General features: G+C 56.7%; 16 protein-coding genes, 1 other RNA gene and 1 pseudogene. 11 read left to right on the top strand and 7 right to left on the bottom strand.

Annotated elements, in window-relative coordinates; genetic code table 11:
- Positions 1-837: a 16S rRNA (adenine(1518)-N(6)/adenine(1519)-N(6))-dimethyltransferase RsmA gene (gene rsmA / locus ACZ1GS_RS06590; protein WP_472698080.1), complete on the top strand. Its 837-nt coding sequence runs from the start codon at positions 1-3 to the stop codon at positions 835-837.
- 13 nt (positions 838-850) lie between these two features.
- Here the strand turns inward: rsmA and ACZ1GS_RS06585 are convergent, their stop codons facing one another.
- The gene (locus ACZ1GS_RS06585; protein WP_472697683.1) at positions 851-2,965 is read right to left on the bottom strand and encodes a malate synthase G; all 2,115 of its coding nucleotides are present in this window, start codon (positions 2,963-2,965) and stop codon (positions 851-853) included.
- Positions 2,966-3,060: 95 nt separating this feature from the next.
- Between ACZ1GS_RS06585 and ACZ1GS_RS06580 the strand changes: the two genes are divergently transcribed.
- From ACZ1GS_RS06580 to ACZ1GS_RS06560, 5 genes are all read left to right on the top strand, one after another.
- Positions 3,061-3,564, top strand: coding sequence for a hypothetical protein (locus tag ACZ1GS_RS06580; RefSeq protein WP_472697682.1), 504 nt, complete (start codon positions 3,061-3,063; stop codon positions 3,562-3,564).
- A 77-nt stretch (positions 3,565-3,641) separates the two neighbouring features.
- Positions 3,642-4,898 carry a hydrolase gene (locus tag ACZ1GS_RS06575; RefSeq protein ID WP_472697681.1) on the top strand — a complete coding sequence of 419 codons (1,257 nt, stop codon included), beginning with the start codon at positions 3,642-3,644 and terminating at the stop codon, positions 4,896-4,898.
- The gene (locus ACZ1GS_RS06570; protein ID WP_472697680.1) at positions 4,846-5,862 is read left to right on the top strand and encodes an arginine N-succinyltransferase; all 1,017 of its coding nucleotides are present in this window, start codon (positions 4,846-4,848) and stop codon (positions 5,860-5,862) included. Before ACZ1GS_RS06575 ends, ACZ1GS_RS06570 begins: the two co-directional genes overlap by 53 nt.
- Before the next feature lie 6 nt (positions 5,863-5,868).
- Complete coding sequence (locus tag ACZ1GS_RS06565) at positions 5,869-7,131, top strand: N-succinylarginine dihydrolase (protein WP_472697679.1); 1,263 nt, start codon at positions 5,869-5,871, stop codon at positions 7,129-7,131.
- A 104-nt stretch (positions 7,132-7,235) separates the two neighbouring features.
- Positions 7,236-7,466 carry a hypothetical protein gene (locus tag ACZ1GS_RS06560; protein WP_472697678.1) on the top strand — a complete coding sequence of 77 codons (231 nt, stop codon included), beginning with the start codon at positions 7,236-7,238 and terminating at the stop codon, positions 7,464-7,466.
- 53 nt (positions 7,467-7,519) lie between these two features.
- Here the strand turns inward: ACZ1GS_RS06560 and ssrA are convergent.
- Positions 7,520-7,873: a transfer-messenger RNA gene (gene ssrA, locus ACZ1GS_RS06555) on the bottom strand.
- Positions 7,874-7,958: 85 nt separating this feature from the next.
- The gene (mscL, locus tag ACZ1GS_RS06550; RefSeq protein ID WP_472697677.1) at positions 7,959-8,381 is read right to left on the bottom strand and encodes a large conductance mechanosensitive channel protein MscL; all 423 of its coding nucleotides are present in this window, start codon (positions 8,379-8,381) and stop codon (positions 7,959-7,961) included.
- A 146-nt stretch (positions 8,382-8,527) separates the two neighbouring features.
- Between mscL and ACZ1GS_RS06545 the strand changes: the two genes are divergently transcribed.
- The 4 genes and pseudogenes from ACZ1GS_RS06545 to ACZ1GS_RS06530 all read left to right on the top strand — a co-directional run bounded on the left by ACZ1GS_RS06545 (position 8,528) and on the right by ACZ1GS_RS06530 (position 11,149).
- On the top strand, positions 8,528-9,121 hold the full coding sequence (locus ACZ1GS_RS06545; protein WP_472697676.1) for a LemA family protein: 594 nt from the start codon (positions 8,528-8,530) through the stop codon (positions 9,119-9,121).
- A 6-nt stretch (positions 9,122-9,127) separates the two neighbouring features.
- Positions 9,128-9,943: a TPM domain-containing protein gene (locus tag ACZ1GS_RS06540; protein WP_472697675.1), complete on the top strand. Its 816-nt coding sequence runs from the start codon at positions 9,128-9,130 to the stop codon at positions 9,941-9,943.
- The gene (locus ACZ1GS_RS06535) at positions 9,943-10,626 is read left to right on the top strand and encodes a TPM domain-containing protein (RefSeq protein ID WP_472697674.1); all 684 of its coding nucleotides are present in this window, start codon (positions 9,943-9,945) and stop codon (positions 10,624-10,626) included. Before ACZ1GS_RS06540 ends, ACZ1GS_RS06535 begins: the two co-directional genes overlap by 1 nt.
- 32 nt (positions 10,627-10,658) lie before the next feature.
- Positions 10,659-11,149, top strand: a pseudogene (locus ACZ1GS_RS06530) (NUDIX hydrolase).
- A gap of 85 nt (positions 11,150-11,234) precedes the next feature.
- Here ACZ1GS_RS06530 and ACZ1GS_RS06525 read toward each other — a convergent pair.
- Together ACZ1GS_RS06525 and ACZ1GS_RS06520 are read right to left on the bottom strand one after the other, a co-directional pair.
- Positions 11,235-11,513: an NADH dehydrogenase ubiquinone Fe-S protein 4 gene (locus ACZ1GS_RS06525; RefSeq protein WP_472697673.1), complete on the bottom strand. Its 279-nt coding sequence runs from the start codon at positions 11,511-11,513 to the stop codon at positions 11,235-11,237.
- Between the two features lie 26 nt (positions 11,514-11,539).
- The gene (locus tag ACZ1GS_RS06520; RefSeq protein WP_472697672.1) at positions 11,540-12,553 is read right to left on the bottom strand and encodes a polyprenyl synthetase family protein; all 1,014 of its coding nucleotides are present in this window, start codon (positions 12,551-12,553) and stop codon (positions 11,540-11,542) included.
- 141 nt (positions 12,554-12,694) lie between these two features.
- Between ACZ1GS_RS06520 and ACZ1GS_RS06515 the strand changes: the two genes are divergently transcribed.
- Complete coding sequence (locus ACZ1GS_RS06515) at positions 12,695-12,979, top strand: chorismate mutase (protein ID WP_472697671.1); 285 nt, start codon at positions 12,695-12,697, stop codon at positions 12,977-12,979.
- A gap of 98 nt (positions 12,980-13,077) precedes the next feature.
- On the opposite strand, the gene ACZ1GS_RS06510 is transcribed toward ACZ1GS_RS06515, so the two are convergent.
- The gene (locus ACZ1GS_RS06510) at positions 13,078-14,397 is read right to left on the bottom strand and encodes a sensor histidine kinase (RefSeq protein ID WP_472698079.1); all 1,320 of its coding nucleotides are present in this window, start codon (positions 14,395-14,397) and stop codon (positions 13,078-13,080) included.
- Between the two features lie 95 nt (positions 14,398-14,492).
- Positions 14,493-15,158: a response regulator transcription factor gene (locus ACZ1GS_RS06505; RefSeq protein WP_472697670.1), complete on the bottom strand. Its 666-nt coding sequence runs from the start codon at positions 15,156-15,158 to the stop codon at positions 14,493-14,495.
- Positions 15,159-15,186: the final 28 nt, after the last annotated feature.

The raw sequence follows: 15,186 nt of genomic DNA, 5'->3' as shown, positions 1-15,186 counted from the left end.
TTGCCGGACAATCCATCGCTCCCGCCGCTGCGCGAAGTCATCAAGAAACATGGTCTGACGGCCAACAAGGCTTTGGGCCAGAATTTCCTGTTCGACACCCAGTTGCTGACCAAAATCGCCGCGATTCCGGGTGATATCCGGGGCTGCCCAGTGTTTGAAGTGGGACCCGGTCCCGGCGGCCTGACTCAGGCGCTGCTGCAGGCGGGTGCAAAGGTTACCGCCGTCGAACGGGATCCGCGCTGTTTGCCGGCCCTGGAAGAACTGGCTGGCTATTTCCCTGGCCAGCTAATTGTCAGTCAGGACGATGCGCTGGCGATTGATACCGACACATTGTTCGACAGCCCGTTCCACATCGTATCGAACCTTCCCTATAATGTGGGCTCTGCCCTGTTCGTCAAATGGCTTTCCGGTGCGACCTGGCGACCACAATGGCGGTCCTTGACCCTGATGTTTCAGCGCGAAGTGGCGGATCGGATCGTCGCCGCTCCGGGCAGCAGTGCCTACGGGCGATTGTCGATCCTCGCCCAGTGGCGCAGCCAGGCCAAGCTGGCAATGACGGTCCACCGGTCAGCCTTCACACCGCCGCCGAAAGTGATGTCTGCGATCGTGCATGTCACGCCAACGGATCAGCCCGAAGGTGTCGACCCGAAAATACTCGAGAAGCTGACTCAGGTCGCCTTTAGTCAAAGACGCAAGATGCTGCGGCAAAGCCTGAAAGGCCTGCCTGGCGGACTGGATGCCCTGGCCGCCGCTGCGGTTGACAGCAGCCGCCGCCCCGAAACCGTCAGTGTTGCAGAATTTGTTGCGATCGCACGCCATCTCACGATGATATCTTAGCGCTCTGGCCGCCTTATGCGGACGCTTTCAGCTTTCGCCTGTAGGCATGCAATAGCGGCTCGGTATAGCCACTGGGTTGCTCGACGCCCTTGAACACCAGATCCCGCGCCGCCTGAAACGCCAGACTGGCATCGGGATCACTGGCCATTGGCCGGTAGAGCGGATCATCAGCATTTTGACCATCAACCTTGGCGGCCATGCGTAGCAGAGCGGCATCAACCTGTTCCGCCGTGCAAACACCGTGGAGCAGCCAGTTGGCCATGTGCTGCGAGGAAATCCGCAAGGTCGCACGATCCTCCATCAGACCGACATCATTGATATCTGGTACTTTCGAACAACCAATGCCCTGATCGATCCAGCGCACCACATAGCCCAATATGCCCTGGGCATTATTGTCCAGTTCTCGCTCAATCTCTTCGGCCGACCAATTATGCCCCTCCGCGAGGGGAATCGTAAGCAATTTGTCGAGCGCCGGAATACCGTTGCCAGCCACCTCTTTCTGCCGCGCGAAGACGTCGAGACGGTGATAGTGAATGGCGTGCAAGGTCGCCGCGGTCGGGCTTGGCACCCAAGCGGTATTGGCGCCGGTCATCGGGTGGCTGATTTTCTGTTCCATCATGTCCGCCATGCGGTCGGGCGCGGCCCACATGCCCTTGCCGATCTGCGCCTTGCCGGACATGCCGCAAGCCAAGCCAATCGCGACATTGCGATCTTCATAGGACTGAATCCAGTCGCTCGCCTTCATGTCCGCCTTGGCGACCATGGCGCCGCCATGCATGCTGGTGTGAATTTCGTCCCCGGTCCGATCCAGAAAACCGGTATTGATAAAGACGATCCGGTCTTTCACCGCGTGGATACAGGCCGCTAGATTGGCCGAGGTTCGGCGCTCCTCGTCCATGACACCCACCTTGATCGTGTTGCGATCCAGACCGAGCAGGTCCTCGACCGCATCGAACAGATCATTGGTGAACGCGCATTCCTCTGGTCCGTGCATTTTCGGCTTCACGATATAGATCGAACCGGCCTTGCTGTTGCGCAACTCGCCGAGACCTTTGAGATCGTGCATCGCGATCAGGCTGGTGAACACACCATCCAGCAAGCCTTCTGGCGCTTCGGATCCATCGGCCAGCAATACCGCCGGATTGGTCATCAAATGACCGACATTGCGGACGAACATCAGGCTGCGTCCGGGCAAGCTGAACGCCGCGCCATCAGGATCGACATAATCGCGGTCGGGATTGGCGCGCCGCTCCGCTTCCTTGCCGCCTTTCATGAATTTCGCGGCCAGATCCCCGCGCATCAATCCAAGCCAATTGCTATAGGCGAGCACCTTGTCCTCGGCATCCACCGCAGCGACGGAATCCTCCATGTCGATAATCGTGGTTAGCGCGGATTCCAGATAAACGTCCGCAATATTGGCCGGATCATCCTTTCCAATCGGATGGTCCGCATCAAAAATCACCTCAATATGCAGGCCATTATGGACAAACAACGCCCCCTTGTCGCTCTTTCCGACATATTGGGCCGGATTTTGCAGTAGAATGCCGTTTTCTTTGACATCGGTTAAATCGGCCCAATTGCCACTGGCGAGTGGCAAGGCCTCGTCCAGAAACGCTTTCGCCGCCTTGATGACGGCCGCACCGCGCACCGGATCATAACCTCCGGGCTGCGCCGGTGCTGCATCCAGGGTATCAGTGCCGTAAAATGCGTCATAGAGGCTGCCCCAGCGCGCATTGGCGGCGTTCAGGACGAACCGGTCATTGAGGGACGGCACGACCAGCTGCGGCCCGGCCATGGTCGCGATTTCCGGATCGACATTTTCGGTGGTGATCGAAAAAGGGGCCGGCTCGTCGACCAGATAGCCAATCTCTCTCAGAAAGGCCTGATACGTGGCTTGATCGATCGGCTTGCCCTTGTTTGCAACATGCCAGTCATCAATCTGCGATTGCAGCTTTTCCCGCTTGGCCAGAAGCGCGGCGTTGCGCGCTGCGAACCGTCCCAGCAGCGCGGCAAAACCAGCCCAGAACTGCTCTAGATCCACGCCAGTTTCGGGCAAGGCGCGCTCATTGATGAAATCAAACAACAGCGCAGAAATCTGGATATCATTCTGACGGACATATTCGGACATGGGCAGTTCCTCAAATAGACAAAAACACATCACGGCCCCGACAATATTGCCTGAGCGCAAAAGCAGATAATCCGGGGAGGAATCGGTCGCATCCTATGGCTGGTGACGCCGATTTTGTAAATGCCGCGAATCATATCCTTGCCGATGATCGAGAGATGCGCCACAAAATGCCGCTTATGGATGTGGATCAGAAACTGGCGCTGCTCGAAACCGGTCTGGAGCGGGCGGCCGAGCAATTGGGCGATATTACCGAACCGGTGATGCAGCGCTATTATGCCCTGCATCCTAAGGCGCGCGCTTCCTTTGATGAACATGGTCTTGGCAACCGTGTGAAGCTGGAAGCCGAAATGGTTGAAAGCGTCGTCTATTGCCTTATGAACTGGCTCGAGCGGCCGCAAGAAATCCGGGTCATGTTCGGCAGCACTGTGCCGCATCATGAAGAGACATTGCGGATCGATAACAGCTGGTTTGGCGGTCTGGTCGACGCGGCGGTCGATATCATCACCGCAACCATTCCGTCCGCTGCTGATGACGAACGCCAATTATGGCGGGAAATTCATGGGGGAATCCTGGCTCTGATCGAAGATGCAAGGGTCTGACATAAGACCGAAAATCAAATTGCCTTCAATCATGGAAACAGGTGACAGCAATTGGTTACAAATGCTATCGGTTGCGGATGACAATCCCATCCCTGCCGGAAACCCCGATCCTTGAACAAGCGAATGGCTTGCCGCTGCTCCAGCGCACTGAAGACTGGTCGAGAATCAATAGCGGAACCACCAATCTGGCCGGCCTGAAATCCGTGGCCGGGCTTCTCGCCGACGCCTTTTCGGTCTTGCCTGGCGAGGTCAATCTGATTGCCCCCGATCCGGTAGAAGCCGTACGGCCGGACGGAAGCGTCGATCAGGTTGAACGCGGCGAGCATCTGCACGCGGTCGTGCGCCCTGATGCGCCGGTTCGTATCTTGCTCACCGGTCATATGGATACTGTTTTTCCCGCAGATCACGCCTTTCAATCACTCACATGGCTTGAGGACGGCGTGCTGGGTGGCCCCGGCGTCGCGGACATGAAAGGCGGCCTTTCGGTCATGCTCGGCGCCCTTCAATTGCTCGAGGCCAGTGAACAGGCCGATCGCATCGGTTATGATATCATGATCAACAGCGACGAAGAAGTCGGCTCCGCATCCTCCGCCCAATTGATCGCACGCTGCGCCCAAGGCAAAGCGGCCGCGCTCACCTATGAGCCTGCCCTGCCGGATGGCACGCTAGCGGGCGAACGCGGCGGCAGCGGAAATTTCTCGATCATATTTACCGGCCAGAGCGCGCATGCCGGCCGCAACCCCGATGAAGGCCGCAACGCGCTAGTCGCTGCGGCGGACATGGCCTTGCAGTTAAAGGCGCTGCACAGGGAAGGGTTGAGCGTCAATCCGGCCAAAATCGAAGGCGGCGGCCCCAATAATGCGGTTCCGGATCATGCAATCTTGCGGGTAAACTTCCGCCCAAAGACGCTGGCCGATCAAGCGGAAGCCCAGACTGTTCTCGATCAATTGGTCCGGCAACTGGCCCGGGATCATGACCTGAGCATTCATTGCCATGGCGGCTTTGGTCGGCCACCCAAGCCGATTGATCCACAGGCAGAAAAATTGTTCCATCTGGTCAAAAGCTGCGGCGCTGATCTTGGCCTGGATATCAACTGGCGCGGCACGGGCGGTGTCTGTGACGGCAATAATATCGCTGCTTGCGGGATTCCGGTTGTCGATACAATGGGCGTCCGCGGCGGCGCGATTCACAGTTCCAACGAGTTTCTGATCACCGGAAGCCTTGTCGAACGCACACAATTATCGGCGCTGACCATCTTGCGCATCGCCGATCAGGGGGATTATGAGTTTCAGAATACGCGCCGCGCGGATCGACGATCTGCAGCATCTGTATGAAATGGCAAAGCTGACCGGCGGTGGGTTTACCAATCTCCCGCCAGATAAAAATTCGCTGACGGAAAAACTCGAACGCTCGACAGCAGCCTTTGATCAGGCCAGCGAGAATCATGGCAATGACCTCTTTGTCATGGTGCTTGAAAATGTCGAAACCGGCGTTGTTCGCGGGACATCGCAACTGTTTACCAAAGTCGGTCAAAGCTGGCCGTTCTATTCCTATCGCATGAGCACGCTGTCTCAGACCAGCAAAGAGCTCGATCGCACCTTTCGCGCGGAAATGCTGACTCTGGTGACTGACCTTGAAGGGGCCAGCGAAGTCGGCGGGCTTTTTCTGCATCCCGGCGAGCGCGCTGGCGGATTGGGCATGTTGCTCGCGCGCAGCCGCTATCTGTTTATCAAGGAACACCGGGCCCGGTTCGGGGATCGGCTGTTCGCCGAATTGCGCGGAGTGATTGACGAAGCCGGCGGGTCGCCATTCTGGGACGGACTGGCCGGCCGGTTTTTCGGCATGGGCTTTCAGGAAGCAGACTATTTCAACGCGATCCACGGCAATCAGTTCATTGCCGATCTGATGCCGAAACATCCGATTTACACCGCCATGCTGAGCGAAACCGCGCGCGCCGCGATCGGCATCCCGCATCCCAATGGCCGCGCCGCCATGCGGATGCTGGAAAACGAGAATTTCTCTTATGACGGCTATGTCGACATTTTTGACGGTGGCCCAACGATGATTGCAAAGACCGATCAGGTCACCAGCGTCCGCGACGCCCAATCGGCGGTGATCAGCGATATTTCTGACGATGAAGATGGTTTGAAATCGATCATCTCCTGCGGCCGGCTGCATGATTTCCAGGCCAGCTATGGCTTTATCAAACCGACCGATAACGGCATCGCGATCGACGCGCAGGGCGCTGCCAATCTGAATCTCTCGGTTGGCGACACCATCTGGCATATTCCAAGGTAAAAAAACATGCACGCAGTTCAGGAAATCAACTTTGACGGGATCATCGGCCCCAGTCACAATTATGCCGGATTAAGCCTCGGCAATATCGCCTCCTCGTCCAACGCCGGAGACCGTTCCTATCCGCGCCAGGCGGCGCTGCAGGGCGTCGAAAAAATGCGGCACAACCTCGATCTGGGCCTGACGCAGGGGTTTTTCATGCCACTGGATCGTCCCAATCTGACCTGGCTGGATGGTCTGGCTACATCCGTCGCAGAAGCAGAGCCGCATTTGCGGGCGGCCGCTTTTTCTGCCTCTTCCATGTGGGCTGCCAATGCGGCAACCGTATCACCGGCACCAGATAGCGCAGATGGCCGTTGCCATCTGACGGTCGCGAATCTGCTGACCATGCCGCATCGCAGTCACGAATGGCCGGGCACGCTGCAACAATTGCAGCTCGCGTTTGCCGACAGCAGCCAATTCGCCGTGCATCCGCCCGTACCGGCACCCTTTGGCGACGAAGGAGCCGCCAATCATATGCGTCTGTGTGCCAAGCATGGTAGCGAAGCGGTTGAAATTTTTGTCTTTGGCAAAAGCGGTGGTCCGTTCCCAGCGCGCCAGCATGTCGAATCCAGCAAGGCGGTTGCCCGGCGCCATGGACTGGATCCGCACCGCGCTATTTTTGCGCAGCAGTCTGAAGCGGCGATCGCCGCCGGTGCCTTTCACAATGATGTGGTTGCGGTGGCCAACGAGCGCGTCCTGTTTGCGCATGAACAGGCTTTTGAAAATCGCGATGAATTTTATGCGGAAGTCCATCAGAAACTTCCGGAAGCCGAGATTGTCACCGTGCCGGCCAGCGCGGTCAGCCTCGCTGATGCCATCCAGTCCTATCTGTTCAATGCACAACTGGTGACCCTGCCCAAGGACGGCGGCATGGCGCTTATTCTGCCAACGGAAGCCCAGGCAAATGAAGCGGTGTGGAGCTATCTCGAGGGGCTCGTTGCCGGAAACGGCCCGATTCGGAGACTTTGTCCTGTCGACGTGCGGCAATCCATGGCCAATGGTGGCGGCCCTGCCTGCTTGCGCCTGCGGGTGGTCGCTGCGCCTGACGCAGTGGATCAGCGGTTCATCGCGACGCCCGAAAAACTCGATCAGATCGCCGACGTGATCAACCGCCATTGGCCCGAATTCATCACGCCCGATCAACTGACCAGCCCAGACTTGCCGGACATTGTTCAGTCAGCCCGGCTCGCGCTGCTGACGGCTTGCGATCTTGAAGAACTTGCTGGCTAGCCGCATGCGTATCAATTTGTCGGATTAACTTACAGTTTACCATATTCCCTTCGAGAAATCCCAGCATTTCCGCGCTTGGCACAGCCTTTGCTACTTGAATTACCATGTGGAGAAAATTCAAACGCCTGTTCATCATCAAGACGAAGTTCGAGGCGTTTCTGATTACCTATGCTCTCGCCACCGGAGCCGTGGCACGCGGCCAGGACTATCTCGTTCAATATCCCGGATTTGGCGGAAAATTACTGTTCCTTGCCTGCACTGGCGCTGTTTTCATGGCGGGTGCCAAGATGATCGAGGCGATCGAATATCACCGAGCCTATGGCAGTGATTACTAGTAGGTAACGGCATGAAAAGTGGGGGTTTCTGTTGCTCGGCACCCCCAAGCCGCCGGTATCCCTTCTGTTGCCCGGTGGGTCCAACCGCGCTTTAACTTCTTAAGTTACAACCGTGAGGTCGTTGGCTTAAGCCGCTACTGCGAGTGCTTCATTATCGTTTGCACTTATAGTTTTTGAGCAATCACGGCGTACTCAGGCCGGGTAAAAATAATGCTTTTGAACACACGTCGATCCTGGTTCGGCCCCGTCAATACAAGCGCCCTGCGCAACCGCAAACCGCCTGAAATGGTGGAGCCGCCGGGTACTGCCCCCGGGTCCGTTGTGTCTATTACACACCACAATTTATCACCATAGTCGGCCGAAACCGACCCACGCTATATAGGGCCTTAATTCTGAATGAAAAGAGAATGCGGACCCGCAGATACGAAAAAAGGGTGTGAATCCCCAGATCCACACCCTCTTCTTGTCGCTTATAAGCTTCTGATTACAGGCTTATTTCTTCAGATTGTCACGAATTTCCGTCAACAGGTCAATTTCCGTGGGACCCGCTGGTGGTGCTTCTTCTTCCTGCTTGGCCATGACCTTATTGGCATAGCGTACAATCAGGAAAATGATGAAGGCCAGAATGATGAAATTGATCACAACGGTGAGAAACTGCCCCCAACCAAGCATCGGCACACCGGCTTCTTTCAAGGCCGCATAGTCCATCGACCCGGCCAGTTCCGCTGGCGGCGTGCCCAGCAATATGAACATTTTCGAAAAGTCCGGCGTGCCCAAGATCGCACTGACCAATGGCATGATGACATCTTCGGTCAAGGATGTGGTGATCGTGGCAAAAGCCGCGCCGATAATCACCGCAACCGCCAGATCGAGCACATTGCCCTTCAAAATAAACGCTTTAAATTCTGCTAACATGGTAAAACTCCTCTTCCCCGTGAGTGATGGACTAAATGCCGAATATCGATGGATTTGTCGAGTGAAGTCATTGCATTTCGGCGATTTCATTCCTATTTTTACATTGGACGACGCGAAGATGATCGCGATGTGATGAGGGAGAATATATGATGCGTGGCAAGTTTTCCAAATTTCTGGCTGTTCCTGCCTTGGCCTTGATGCTGAGCGCGTGCGGCATTAATAGCGTGCCGACGGCTGAAGAACAGGCCAAAGCCAAATGGGCGGATGTCGAAAGCACCTATCAACGCCGCGCCGATCTCATCGAGAATCTCGTGAACACCGTCAAAGGCGCTGCCGCCAGCGAGCAGGAAATATTGACCGGCGTGGTCGAAGCCCGCGCAAAAGCGACGTCTATCCAGGTCAATGCCAGTGATCTCGGCGACGCCTCCAAAATTCAGGAATATGCAGCCGCACAAGGCGCGCTGTCACAAAATCTCGGCCGCTTGCTCGCAACCGTCGAAGCGTATCCGAATATCCAATCGAACCAGAATTTCCTCGCGCTGCAGAGCCAGATTGAAGGCACGGAAAACCGGATCAACGTTGCGCGCCGGGACTATAATGAAGCGGTTCGGCAATATAATACGACGATCCGGACCTTCCCGGATATTATCGGCGCAAAAATCATCCACGGCGCCGAACCAATGGAACCTTTTGCAGCGACCAGTGATGGCGCTGAAGAAGCTCCGACCGTCAGCTTCTAAATCCTTATGCAAGTCTTGCCCCGTCCCCTGCCCTACGCCCTCTTTGCGGCGCTGCTCGTGGCTTTGCTGATACCCTTGGCTTCGGTCTCGGCCCAGACCTTCCCGGCGCTGTCCGGCCGGGTGGTCGATCAGGCGGATTTGCTTGATCCGGCACAGGAAGCCGCGCTGACCAGCACACTCGAGCAGCTCGAAGCGGCGTCCGGACGGCAATTGGTTGTGGCAACCATTGCCGACCTCGAAGGCTATGACATTGAAACCTACGGCTATCAGCTTGGCCGTGAATGGGGCCTGGGGGATGCCGAACGCAATGACGGCGCGTTGCTGATCGTGGCACCCAATGATCGCAAGGTTCGGGTGGAAGTGGGCTATGGTCTTGAAGGTATTCTCACCGATGCGCTTTCGAGCCTGATCATCCAGAATAATATCCTGCCGCGCTTTCGCGATGGCGATATGGCCGGCGGCATTGTTGCCGGCGTCGATCAGATTTCGTTGCAACTGGCGCTTCCCGAAGAGGAAGCGCGTGCGCGCGCAGCCGCGCCCATTGTGGTCCAAAACCATCGCCGCAGTGACGGTGATGGTGAGGCCGGACTGGTGATTTTCTGGCTGGTCGTGCTTGGCATCATCTTCGTGATGTCGATAAGCCGCGGCAAAGGCGGCAAACGCTATCGTGGTGGCGCCGGTCCGGTGATCATCTGGGGCGGCGGTTCCAGCGGATTTGGCGGTGGCGGCAGCAGCTGGGGCGGCGGCGGTGGCGGTTTCGGCGGCGGCTTTAGCGGCGGTGGCGGCAGTTTTGGCGGCGGCGGCGCGTCAGGCGGGTGGTAATGCAGAAAGTCAACCAACTGTCAGAAGCCGACCACAAACTGGTGACAACGGCGGTCAGTGAGGCCGAAAAAGGCACGGACGGCGAGATCGTTACGATCATCACTGACCTTTCTGACAAATATCATGATGCTGGGCTCCAATGGGCGATTGGTCTGACCTTCTTGTTCTTGTCCACGCTCGCCATTGTGCCGGGTTTCTATCAGTCGGTGCTGACCGGCTTCTTTGGCGGTTGGGACCACAGTTTCACCGCCGCTGAACAGATGACCCTGGTCTTCATGGCCACTGTCGCCCTGTTTCTGATCCTGCGCTATCTGTTCGCCTGGATGCCGCTGCGGCTCGCGGTGACTCCCAAGAAGACGAAGCAACGCCGCGTGCAACGACGCGCAATCGATTTCTTCAAGGTTGGCGCTGAGCGGCGCACCGTCGGATTGACTGGTATTCTGATTTACGTATCGCTCAAGGAACACCGCGCCGAGATTGTCGCTGACGAGGCCATTGCCAGCAAGGTTTCCCCCGAGGTTTGGGGCGAAGCGATGGTCGCTTTGATCGATGAAATCCGGCAAGGGCGGCCCGGTGAAGGCATGGCCGCTGCGGTTGAGAAGGTCGGAACGGTTCTGAAGGAACATTTTCCGAAAACCGCCAATAACCCCAATGAATTGCCCGATCGGCTTATTGAGCTTTGAGCACGATCGACAGCGATGCTCCGGTGGAGATTATGTGGCAGGGCCGGTTTGTCACGGCCAAGCGCCAGGGGCGCTGGGAATATGTCTCGCGCAGCCGCGAATCAGGGCCGCAGTCATTCTGGCGATTGACGATGGTCATGTGCTGCTGGTCGAACAATATCGCGTCCCGCTCGGTCGCAATTGCATCGAATTGCCCGCTGGCCTGGTCGGCGATCATGATGACAATAGCGACGAGGATGCGGGTCTGGCCGCTAATCGCGAGCTCGAAGAAGAAACCGGCTATCGCGCCGAACAAATGGAAGATTGTGGTCAATATTATTCTTCGCCTGGGATGGTATCGGAGAGCTTTTCGTTGTTTAAGGCATCCGGCCTAACCAAAGTTGGCGACGGCGGCGGAGTCGATGGCGAGAATATCATCGTCCACCGCGTCGCCCTGGATCAACTCGATAATTTTATTGCTCAAAAACGCGCTGACGGCACCGGCATCGATGTCCGATTGCTGCTGTTGCTTAACCTCTTGTAATAACCAGACTGCGACCGACAAAAGATTGTCGGAGCTGACCGCCAGATATTGTCGTTTTTAGTGACGCAGCACGGCGTCGGGGTTTTTACCGAAAATTGTCCGCATAGGCCTGAATTTTCAGGGTCTTGCTCGGCGTTGGGACCAGCGCATAAGCAATTCCATATTTGTCTGCATAGGCCTTGGCGGCATCGGCGTTCGGGAAGCTCAGCTTCACTTGCCGCTGCGTATCGCCCGACCCTGCCCAGCCGGTCAAGGCATCCGCCTTGCGCGCTTCAGCGGGTTCGAATTCCAAAATCCATTTGTCGGTCTGCGCCTTTCCGGACTGCATCGCATTCATGGGGTTCTGGTAAATCCGCGCGGTCATCGCTTGTTCCTTCCGTGACTGCGCGATCAATAGGCGCGTGAAATGGCAAATTCAACCGCTTCTGTCATCGCTTCCTTGGCTTTGCTGGCCGGAAAAATGCCCAACGCATCGATCGCCCGCTGACCATAGTGGCGCGCCCGGGAAATTGTATCTTCAATCGCACCTGTCTTGACCAGCAGCGCAGTGGCATAGGCGAGATCGTCGTCGGAGCACTTGTGGCCGATAATCGCATCTTTCCAGAATTTTCGCTCGGCTTCATCACCGCGCGCATAGGCCAGGATGACGGGAAGTGTCACCTTGCCTTCGCGGAAATCATCGCCAATATCCTTGCCCATCGTGGCGCTGTCTGACGAATAGTCGATCGCATCGTCGACCAGTTGGAACGCGATCCCCAGGTTCCGGCCGTAGGAATCCAAAGCCAGTTCGGTTTCTTCATCACGCTCTGCAACAACCGCAGATATCCGGCTGGCAGCGGCAAATAGGGCAGCGGTTTTTGATCCGATAATATCGAGATAGCGGTCTTCGCTAGTGTCAATCTTTCGCTGGGCGGTCAGTTGATTGACTTCGCCTTCCGCAATCACGGCAGATGCGTGCGACAAGATCTTCAGCACTTTCAGCGAGCCGTCTTCCACCATCAACTCAAAGGACCGGCTGAACAGAAAGTCACCCACCAGAACGGTGGCGGGATTGCCAAACACCAGGTTTGCCGTTGTCTTGCCGCGGCGCAAATCCGAGCCGTCAACAACATCGTCGTGCAACAATGTCGCAGTATGAATAAACTCCACCGCTGCCGACAGCTTGAAATGACGGTCGCCGCCATAGCCAATCAGCTTGGCTGCCGCGAGCGTCAGCATCGGCCGCATTCTTTTCCCGCCGCCAGCGATCAGATGGCCCGCAAGCTCGGGAATCAGCGGGATTTCGGATTGCATGCGGTCCAGAATAACACTGTTGACCTGATTCATGTCGCTGGCGACCAGCGTCATCAGCGGTTCGAGAGAGGGAGCAGAATCGCGCCCAAGATGGTGCACAGTTGCGGTCATGTACTGGAGGATGTGGCAAGGGAACGGGAATATGGCAAGTGAAAACAAAGCCCAAGCAGATGAACTTTGCAAAACTTGCGACCACAGCTATGACTGGATCCCACCCGTACAAAAAGGCGCAAGGAATTCAGGTCGATACCCATGGATAAAAAGCTCAAGCAATATCGCGAAAGCATCAACAATATCGACGCGGCGCTGGTTTTCATACTCGCCGAGCGATTCAAGGTCACGCAAGCGGTTGGCGAGTATAAAGCCGAAAACAACCTGCCCCCGGCCGATCCCGGGCGCGAACAGGAACAGATCACGCGCTTGCGCCAATTGGCCAATGACGCGAATCTTGACCCGGAATTTTCGGAAAAGTTCCTGCGTTTCATCATCGACGAAGTCATCCGCCACCATGAGAAGATACGCGAAGGATCAAGCTGAACCCAGCTGTTATTCTGCTGTGATTCTGCTGTGATATCGCTGATCGCCAACCGCTGAACAGGTTTTGTGGTAAGGCCAGGACCGACAATTTGGGCGGGTTACGAGCCGGTTACTGCCGATCGCGGCAGACACAATCGAACCATCAGCCCACCGAGATCCTCACTTTCTTCAAGCGACACCGTGCCCTGATAGATTTCAGCCACATCGCGAACGATAGCCAGTCCCAAGCCGGTGCCCGGTTTGCCGGTATCAAGTCGCGCGCCCCGATCAAAGATCCGCTGTCGCTCCTCCTCTGGAATGCCCATGCCGTCATCTTCGATCAACAATTCGATAAATTCGTCACCGGTCTCGACCGTCACAAAGACGCTGCCACCGCCATATTTGGCGGCATTCTCCACCAGATTGCCGATCATTTCATCAAGGTCCTGCCGCTCGACCGACACCACCGCATCCTGGTCCCCATCAATGTCGATCCGCACATGTTTATAAAGTCTGCCGACGGCGCGTTCGACTGCCTGAAGGCTCGGCCAAACCCGCGATCGGCTATGTGCATTGCCGCGCCGGCCCACTGCCCGCGCCCGCGCGAGATGATGATCCACCTGACGCCGCATGACACCGGATTCCCGGATCACCGTGTCAGCCAGATCATCAGCCTTGGCGGTGGCGCTGTTCATGATCACGGTCAGCGGGGTTTTCAGCGCATGGGCCAGGTTGCCGGCATGGCGCCGGGCTTCCTCTGCCTGTTTCTCATTATGGTCGAGCAGCTCGTTCAGTTCGTCGACCATCGGAGTCACTTCATTCGGCATCGGTTCGGTGACGCGGCGCTGCTGGCCGGTTCGCATCTCACCGATCGCCTTGCGGATCTTGCGCAACGGCCAGAGTCCATAAAGTGTTTGCAGCGCGGCCATGCCAATCAGGCCCAGCGCGAGCAATAGGAAGCTATTGACCAGAATCGACCGAATTTCACTGATCTGACGCTCGAGACTGCCCGTCGCCTCGGCGACCTGGAACGACCATTTGGTTTCGGAATCCGGCAGGATTATCGTCCGCTCCAATATACGCAGCGGCTCATCCGGAAACTGATCGCTTTCGTAACGGTGCACTTCCGTATCATTATGCGCGTAACCGGGCTCCAACCGACGGTCCCACAGCGATCGGGAATAGAAATCCGGTTGGCCCTTGCCACTAATTTGCCAATAGGCGCCGCTATTCGGTTCAAGAAACCGCTGATCACCGAGCGGCCGGTTGAAAAACACTTCGCCGAACGGATCAATCTCTGCCGATGCGATCATCGCGGTGAGAACATATTCCAGCTGATTGTCAAAATTCCGGGTCACCGCATTGACGAGCACCCGGTCCAGAGCGATGCCGCCGCCGAGCAGCAGGATCAAAATCCACGCGGCCGCGATGCCGATCATCCGCCGGCTCAGCGAGCCGGTCGCTTGTGCACCCAGAAAAGCGCTGGTGTCCGGGCCCGCCTGACCGGCGGGCAAATCTATTTTGCTATTTTCATTCAGCTGTCAGGATCCTCAAGACTATAGCCCAGCCCCCTGATGGTCGAAATAACATCGGCACCCAGTTTCTTGCGAATACGGGTCACGAAAACCTCGATCGTGTTTGAATCCCGGTCAAAATCCTGATCGTAAATATGCTCGATCAATTCCGTCCGGGACACCACTTTGCCCTTGTGATGCATGAGATAGGACAGCAATTTATATTCCTGAGCCGTCAATTTTACCGGACCGCCATCAAGCGTCACCTTGCCCGACCGTGTATCGAGACGCACATCGCCCGCCGTCAGTTCCGACGATGCATTGCCCGAAGCGCGGCGGATCAGCGCCCGCAAACGCGCGATCAGTTCTTCTGTCTGAAACGGCTTGGCAAGATAGTCATCGGCCCCGGCATCGAGCCCGGCGACCTTGTCAGACCAGCTATCACGGGCGGTCAACACGAGTACCGGAAAGTTGCGCTCTTCCTTGCGCCACCGGTCCAGCACGGTCAGGCCGTCAATTTCAGGCAGTCCAAGATCGAGAATGACAGCATCATAGTCTTCGGTCGATCCCATGAAATGACCGTCTTCGCCATCGGTTGACAAATCAATCGCATAACCGTTGCTTTCCAGCGTCGATTTCAGCTGTTGGCCCAAAGTGGGTTCATCTTCGACGATCAAGACGCGCATTGAGTTACTCCAGCAATTCGTTTTTTAT

Source organism: Parasphingorhabdus sp. W113 (assembly GCF_055693205.1).
This window is presented reverse-complemented; position numbering and strand designations above follow the sequence as displayed.

What these genes read in the sequence shown, in the direction of transcription:
- ACZ1GS_RS06585 (WP_472697683.1), bottom strand. Translation starts at nt 2,965, where the DNA reads ATGTCCGAATATGTCCGTCAGAATGATATCCAGATTTCTGCGCTGTTG.
- ACZ1GS_RS06580 (WP_472697682.1), top strand. Translation starts at nt 3,061, where the DNA reads ATGGCTGGTGACGCCGATTTTGTAAATGCCGCGAATCATATCCTTGCC.
- ACZ1GS_RS06575 (WP_472697681.1), top strand. Translation starts at nt 3,642, where the DNA reads ATGACAATCCCATCCCTGCCGGAAACCCCGATCCTTGAACAAGCGAAT.
- ACZ1GS_RS06570 (WP_472697680.1), top strand. Translation starts at nt 4,846, where the DNA reads ATGAGTTTCAGAATACGCGCCGCGCGGATCGACGATCTGCAGCATCTG.
- ACZ1GS_RS06565 (WP_472697679.1), top strand. Translation starts at nt 5,869, where the DNA reads ATGCACGCAGTTCAGGAAATCAACTTTGACGGGATCATCGGCCCCAGT.
- ACZ1GS_RS06560 (WP_472697678.1), top strand. Translation starts at nt 7,236, where the DNA reads ATGTGGAGAAAATTCAAACGCCTGTTCATCATCAAGACGAAGTTCGAG.
- mscL (WP_472697677.1), bottom strand. Translation starts at nt 8,381, where the DNA reads ATGTTAGCAGAATTTAAAGCGTTTATTTTGAAGGGCAATGTGCTCGAT.
- ACZ1GS_RS06545 (WP_472697676.1), top strand. Translation starts at nt 8,528, where the DNA reads ATGATGCGTGGCAAGTTTTCCAAATTTCTGGCTGTTCCTGCCTTGGCC.
- ACZ1GS_RS06540 (WP_472697675.1), top strand. Translation starts at nt 9,128, where the DNA reads ATGCAAGTCTTGCCCCGTCCCCTGCCCTACGCCCTCTTTGCGGCGCTG.
- ACZ1GS_RS06535 (WP_472697674.1), top strand. Translation starts at nt 9,943, where the DNA reads ATGCAGAAAGTCAACCAACTGTCAGAAGCCGACCACAAACTGGTGACA.
- ACZ1GS_RS06525 (WP_472697673.1), bottom strand. Translation starts at nt 11,513, where the DNA reads ATGACCGCGCGGATTTACCAGAACCCCATGAATGCGATGCAGTCCGGA.
- ACZ1GS_RS06520 (WP_472697672.1), bottom strand. Translation starts at nt 12,553, where the DNA reads ATGACCGCAACTGTGCACCATCTTGGGCGCGATTCTGCTCCCTCTCTC.
- ACZ1GS_RS06515 (WP_472697671.1), top strand. Translation starts at nt 12,695, where the DNA reads ATGGATAAAAAGCTCAAGCAATATCGCGAAAGCATCAACAATATCGAC.
- ACZ1GS_RS06510 (WP_472698079.1), bottom strand. Translation starts at nt 14,397, where the DNA reads ATGATCGGCATCGCGGCCGCGTGGATTTTGATCCTGCTGCTCGGCGGC.
- ACZ1GS_RS06505 (WP_472697670.1), bottom strand. Translation starts at nt 15,158, where the DNA reads ATGCGCGTCTTGATCGTCGAAGATGAACCCACTTTGGGCCAACAGCTG.